The sequence below is a fragment of the Desulfobacteraceae bacterium genome (genome assembly GCA_022340425.1).
Taxonomy (GTDB): Bacteria; Desulfobacterota; Desulfobacteria; order Desulfobacterales; family JAABRJ01; genus JAABRJ01.
Genome location: JAJDNY010000207.1, coordinates 1 through 5,979, shown reverse-complemented (window position 1 = coordinate 5,979; position 5,979 = coordinate 1). Strand labels below are relative to the sequence as shown.

The following is a 5,979-nucleotide window of genomic DNA, read 5'->3' as shown; positions in this document are numbered from 1 at the left end:
AAGGAACCGAAAAGAAAGCGCCCGTGCGACGCGGCCCCCTGGCGGGGGCTGCCCTGTGCTTCTCGCCGGGTGCGGGAGCTGTGGAACTCGCTGCGCTCAAACAGCCACAGGGCCTTTTTCGCCGGCCGCTGCGATGCTCGGCCCGGGACGATGGGACTTAAAAACCCGGCTACACTTTGAAAACTGATGAAACAGTAAAAAGCCAAAAACCAGACGGTTTCGAAAAAATTTCAAGTTCAAGGCGCGCAAATCTCGAGGAGTGAGGCGTACATCTGTACGCCGCAGCGACTTCGAGATGCAGCGCAACGCAGAAATTGGAATTTTTGCGGAACCGTCATTGGTGTTTTCTTGAAAGCTCACCCGCCCAGGTAGGCGTTCTTGACCTGGGGGTTTTGCAGCAGATCGGCGCCGGAACCCTCCAGCACCAGGTGGCCGTTTTCCAGAACGTAGCCGCGCTGGGCGAACTTGAGGGCCAGGCGGGCGTTCTGCTCCACCAGCAAAATGGCGGTCCCCTCCTGGTTGATCTCCCGCAGGGCGTTGAAGACCCCCATCATCAAAAGCGGCGCAAGCCCCATGGACGGCTCGTCCAGCAGCATGATCTTGCGCCCGCTCATGAAGGCCCGCCCGATGGCCAGCATCTGCTGCTCCCCGCCGCTGAGGGTCCCGGCCTTCTGCTCCCGGCGCTCGCCCAGGCGCGTAAAAATGCCGAAGACGCGCTCCAGGTCGCGTTTGATCTGATCCCGATCCTTGCGCGCGAAGCAGGCCAGCTTGAGGTTTTCCAAAACGGTCAGATTGCCGAACAAGCGCCGCCCCTCGGGCACATGGGTCAGCCCCAGCTGGCTGACCACCCGGTCGGCGCTGTAGTCCAGCAGATTTTGGCCGTTGTAGGTCAGCCGGCTGCCGTCGGAGACCGGCACCATCCGCGAGACCGCCCGCAGGGTCGTGCTCTTGCCGGCGCCGTTGGCGCCGATGATGGTGACGATTTCGCCTTGGTCCACGTGAAAATCGATGCCGTGCAGGGCGGCGATCTTGCCGTAGGAAACCCTCAGGTTTTCAACTTTCAGCATGGCTACTCCACTCCCTCCTTGCCCAGGTAGGCCTCGATGACCACCGGGTTGGTCTGGATCTCCTCCGGGGGCCCCTCGGCGACCACCTCGCCGAAAACCAGGGTCTGGATCACCTGGCAGAGTTCCATCACCATCTTGAGGCGGTGTTCGATGAGGTAGATCGCCAGATCGAACTCGGCGTGCACCCGGCGGATGATCTCCATCATCTGGACCAGCTCCTCGGGGTTCATGCCGGCGGTGGGCTCATCCAGGAAAAGCACCTTGGGCTCGATCGCCAGGGCCCGCGCCAGTTCCACCCGCCGCTGGGCGCCGTAAGGCAGGTTGACCACCACCTGGTCGGCCAGGTGATCGATCCCCACCAACTCCAGCAGGGCGTGCGCCCTGGCTTCGATGGCGGCCTCCTCGCGGTGGCGTTTGGGGGTGCCGAAGAAGGCCCCCACCAGACCGTAGGAGATCCGCGAATAGCGGGCCAGCTTGACGTGCTCGAGGACCGTCATGTGGCGCCAGAGGCAGAGGTTCTGGAAGGTGCGGGCCAGCCCCATGGCCGCGATCCGGTGGGGCGGTTTGCCGGTGATCTCCTGCCCGTCCAGGCGGATTTGCCCCTCGGTGGGGGTGTAGATGCCGGTCAAGAGGTTGAAAACGGTGGTTTTGCCGGCCCCGTTGGGCCCGATCAGGCCCCGGATCTGGCCCGCCTCCAGGGACAGGTTGTAATCGTGGACGGCCCGCAGCCCGCCGAAGAAATGGGTCATGTGATCCACCTGGAGCAATGCCATGCTACACCTCTCGGTCGGGGTTCAGTTTCGGTTGCACGAGCTTGCGGACATCGAATTCCCGAAAGGCGATCAGCCCGGTGGGTCGGAAAATCATGACCAGGATCAGCATCAGCGGAATGATGATCCACTTGAAGAGCTCCAGCGGCCGCAGGGCCTCGCCGAGCAGGCTGAGGCTGACCGCCCCGACGATGGAGCCGTAGACGGAGTTCAACCCCCCGAAATAGACCATCGCCAGCACCTCGGCCAGCTTCTGCAGCCCGAAGCTGCCCGGGTTGACGTAGCGCAGCACATGGGCGAAGAGCCCGCCGGCGACCCCGGCCCAGAAGGCGCCGAAGAGAAAGGCGACCATTTTGGTGCGCCGGGTGTCCACCGTCATGGCGTCGGCGGCGATCTCGTCGTCCCGCACGGCGTTCAGGGCCTTGCCCAGGGTGGAGCGCACGAAGTTGTTGATGATCCAGATGCAGGCCGCAGCCCAGAGGAACACGGTGGGCAGGTTGGCATAGTTGGGCTGGCTGCTCAGCCCCCGGGGGCCGCCGATCCACTCCAGGTTCTCGATCATGCTCTTGACGATGAACATGAAGGCCAGCGAGATGATGGCCAGGTAGTCGCCGCGGGTGCGGAAGGAGGGAACAGCGATCACCAGGGCCCCGACGGCCGCCACGGCCCCGGCAGCGATCAGCACCAGCGGGAACATGAAGGGCCCCAGCGCCGCGGGCAGCAGGGCTTCCCCGAACTGCTTGTCTTTGGCGAAAAAGACCAGCGTCATCACCGAGGCCGCATAGGCCCCCAGGGCCATGAAGGCCGGGTGGGAGCAGGAGAACTCGCCCATGTAGCCGTTGATCACATTGAGGCTCAGGGTCAGCATGACGGCGATCAGTGTCAGTTTAAGTGTCAGCACCCGGTAGGCGCTCAGGTCGGACCAGAGGTGCAGAGTCCCGTAAAAAAGCGCTAGGTGGATCAGCACCGAGACCGCCAGTGGCCCCTGAAGCAGAAAAGCGGCCAGGCGGTTGGCCGGACCCGCCAGCAGACGGCTCACCAGCAGCAGCGGCAGCCCGTAGATTAGGGTGATGAAGACGGCCGTACTGGGGATCAGCGGGGGCTTGCCCAGAATGGTCAGAAAACCGAAGAGCACCGGGACCTTGGGAAGACCCAGGAGTTCGGCCAGTTGAGGGCCGAAGAAGTGCTCCAGCACCACCGCCGCCAGGCCGCCGCACAGCCAGGCCAGGAGCGGCACGCGGGCAAAAGCCCGGCGCCATGGTTTGCGGGGGCTGCCCGCGGCCGCCGGTAGGTTACCGCTGTCTGTGTTCATAGCAATCCCTTTTGTGGAAATCCTCCGCTGGGCCCGCCCATAATACATCGCCGGCGGGCCGGCCGACGGCCGTCACAGGCGCAGGCGCGCGCTGTAGGCCTCGCCGAAGAAGCCGTGGGGCCGGAAAACCAGGATCAGCAGGATGATCGAGTAGGCGATCAGGTCCCGCAGGGTCGAGGGGAAGATCATGGCAACGAAAATCTCGATGAAGCCCAATAGAAAACCAGCCAGGGTGGCCCCCAGGATTGAGCCGCGGCCCCCGAGGATCGCGGCCACAAAGGCTTTCCAGCCGAAGACGATGCCCATGTAGGGGTCCAGCACCGGGTAGGCGACGCCGAAGAGGATACCGGCGGCCGCCGCCAGGGCCGAGCCGATGGCAAAGGTGAGCGCCGCAATGGTGTTCAGCGGCACCCCCATCAGCGGCACGACCACGTAGTCGAAGGCCATGGCGCGCATGGCCATGCCCCACTTGCTGCGGCTGACGAACTGGTGCAGGGCGACCATCAGGGCCAGCGAAACCACCACGATCATGATCTTCTTGTTGGTGACGTAGACGCCGCCGAAATTGTAGGTGACCGAGTCGATCAGGCTGGGGAAGCTGACCCGCCGGGCGCCCAGAAGCGCCAGGTTGCCGGTTTCGAGAATGATGCCGATCATCAGCCCGGTGATGGCCGCCGATGCCCGCGGGGCGTCGCGCAGCGGCCGGTAGCCGAGGCGCTCCACCAGCACCCCCACAAAAGAGGTCAGAAACATGGAGATCAGGATGGTCAGCACCAGGATCACCCAGTTGGGCAGGGCCAGCATCCCCATGGCCGCCAGCGCGGTGAGCCCAGTGGCCACCCCGAAGCCGATGTAGGCTCCCACCATGAAGATGTCGCCATGGGCGAAATTGAACAGCATCAAAATGCCGTAGACCATGGAGTAGCCCAGCGCGATGAGGGCGTAAAAGCTGCCCCACTGCAGGGCGTTGACCAGGTTCTGGAGGAAAAACGTCATGGGTTGGCTCCTAGACGGGACGCCGCGGCGCAAAATCGGCGGGCTGCCGACAGATGACGGGGGCGGGCCGCGCATGGTCGCTGCGGCCCGCCCCCGGGTGTTCGGCTGCAGGCCGACCGCAGGGGCAGGCGGGCGGCGGGGTCACCGCCCCCTGCCCGCCCCCGCCGACGGATCGGCATTGAGCTTAGGGGCAAACGGACTTGTAGAAGGTGTACTCGCCCTTGTCGCTGATCTTGACGATCACGGCACACTTGATGGGGTCGCCCTCTTCGGTGAAGGTCATCTTGCCGGTGATGCCGTCGAATTCCTTGACCTGGGCCATGGCGTCGCGCACCGCCTTGCGGTCTTTTTCAAGATCGCCGCTGAGCTGATCCAGGCTCTGAATGGCGGTTTGGACGATCCCCAGCGAGTCCCAGGTGAGAGCTGCCACATCGTCGGGCACATAACCGTATTTCTGCTGGTAACGGTCGATGAACTCCTTGGTGGCGCCGGTGGCGCCGGCCGCGGCGTAGTGGGTGCTGAAGAAAAGGCCGTAGCAGTCCTTGCCGCAGAGCTCCACGGTCTCGGCGGAGCCCCAGCTGTCGCTGCCGACGATGGGCTTGTCCCAGCCCAGCTCATGGGCCTGCTGGACGATCAGGGCCACCTCGTTGTAGTACTGGGGGGTGAAAAGAACTTCGGCCCCCGACTGGATGATCTTGGTCAGCTGGGAGCTGAAATCGGCGTCCTTGGTGGTGAAGCTCTCGAAGGCCACCACCGAGCCGGGGCCGTGCACCTTTTCCCAGGCTTCCTTGAAGAACTCGGCCAGCCCCTTGGGGTAGTCGCTGGCCACGTCATAGAGCACGGCGGCCTTGGTGAAACCGAACTCCTCGGTGATGAAATTGGCCAGCACCGGCCCCTGGAAGGGGTCGAGAAAACAGCCGCGGAAGACAAAGGGGCGGTCCTTGGTGGCGTCGGGGTTGGTAGACCAGGGGGTGATCATCGGGGTGGCGTAGTTGTTGGCCACATCCCCGGCAGGTATGGCCTGCTTGGAGGACTGGGGGCCGACGATCACCAGCACCTCGTCCTGGGTGATCATCTTGGTGTTGGCCGTGACGGCCGATTCGGCTTTGGCCTCGTTGTCCTCGATCACCAGCTCCACCGGATACTTCTTGCCGCCGACCTCCAGACCGCCGGCCGCCATGACATCTTCCAGCCACATCTGGGCGGCGAACTTGGTGCCTTCACCGACCTTGGGAATGTCGCCGGTGATCGGGGCGTTGATGCCCACCTTGATGGTCTGTTCCGCGGACCAGCCAAAAGGCGAAAATGCCAGCACCACCGCCAGGGCGACCCCTACCGCTACAAAACTTTTTCGCATCACGACCTCCTTCTCTCATCCATCGGTTGCAATCAACGGCCGTCGGGCGACAGCGCCCCGGCCGGCCCTCCTCTGGTCGCGCTTCCTCCGCCAGGGGGACCCGTTTCCTAAAGATAGGAAAATTTCGGGGCAAAATAGCATGGCAGGGTGAGGAATTCAACTGACAATCCGGCGGTCCAAGACAACCACAGCCGATTCGAATCTCGCATCTACTTTAAAAGGATCATGGCCGTGCGCACTTCTCAAGGAACTCGACCACTATCCACGAAGGTACGGCATTTTTCGAAAATGACAGCCGTATTTTTGAGGCTTCATGCCGCCGGGGGTTTGTCCCATCGTCCCGGGCCGAGCATCGCAGCAGGCGGCGATAAAGGCCCTGTGGCTGTTTGAGCGTAAGCGAGTTCCACAGGGCCCGCCGCGGGCGGTTTCCTTTGGTTCGTTTTCCGCAAAAGAAAATGAACATTTTAAAAACGCCGC

6 protein-coding genes are annotated in these 5,979 nt (G+C 63.3%); all 6 read right to left on the bottom strand.

Annotation, left to right across the window (positions count from 1 at the left end):
- Nucleotides 1-356: 356 nt before the first annotated feature.
- Nucleotides 357-1,067 carry an ABC transporter ATP-binding protein gene (locus tag LJE63_17860; protein ID MCG6908472.1) on the bottom strand — a complete coding sequence of 237 codons (711 nt, stop codon included), beginning with the start codon at nucleotides 1,065-1,067 and terminating at the stop codon, nucleotides 357-359.
- A 2-nt stretch (nucleotides 1,068-1,069) separates the two neighbouring features.
- Nucleotides 1,070-1,840, bottom strand: a complete 771-nt coding sequence (locus tag LJE63_17855; protein ID MCG6908471.1) for an ABC transporter ATP-binding protein — start codon at nucleotides 1,838-1,840, stop codon at nucleotides 1,070-1,072.
- A 1-nt stretch (nucleotide 1,841) separates the two neighbouring features.
- Entirely contained in the window at nucleotides 1,842-3,149 is a 1,308-nt protein-coding gene (locus tag LJE63_17850) for a branched-chain amino acid ABC transporter permease (GenBank protein MCG6908470.1), read from the bottom strand.
- Between the two features lie 72 nt (nucleotides 3,150-3,221).
- A complete protein-coding gene (locus tag LJE63_17845) occupies nucleotides 3,222-4,145 on the bottom strand; it encodes a branched-chain amino acid ABC transporter permease (protein MCG6908469.1) in 924 nt (307 codons plus the stop codon).
- 184 nt (nucleotides 4,146-4,329) lie between these two features.
- Entirely contained in the window at nucleotides 4,330-5,502 is a 1,173-nt protein-coding gene (locus LJE63_17840; GenBank protein MCG6908468.1) for an ABC transporter substrate-binding protein, read from the bottom strand.
- A 258-nt stretch (nucleotides 5,503-5,760) separates the two neighbouring features.
- Nucleotides 5,761-5,979, bottom strand: a 219-nt coding sequence (locus LJE63_17835; GenBank protein MCG6908467.1) for a hypothetical protein, incomplete at its 5' end; no start/stop codon positions are given.

Coding starts and splice junctions, on each gene's coding strand:
- LJE63_17840 (MCG6908468.1), bottom strand. CDS start 5,502: ATGCGAAAAAGTTTTGTAGCGGTAGGGGTCGCCCTGGCGGTGGTGCTG.
- LJE63_17845 (MCG6908469.1), bottom strand. CDS start 4,145: ATGACGTTTTTCCTCCAGAACCTGGTCAACGCCCTGCAGTGGGGCAGC.
- LJE63_17860 (MCG6908472.1), bottom strand. CDS start 1,067: ATGCTGAAAGTTGAAAACCTGAGGGTTTCCTACGGCAAGATCGCCGCC.
- LJE63_17855 (MCG6908471.1), bottom strand. CDS start 1,840: ATGGCATTGCTCCAGGTGGATCACATGACCCATTTCTTCGGCGGGCTG.
- LJE63_17850 (MCG6908470.1), bottom strand. CDS start 3,149: ATGAACACAGACAGCGGTAACCTACCGGCGGCCGCGGGCAGCCCCCGC.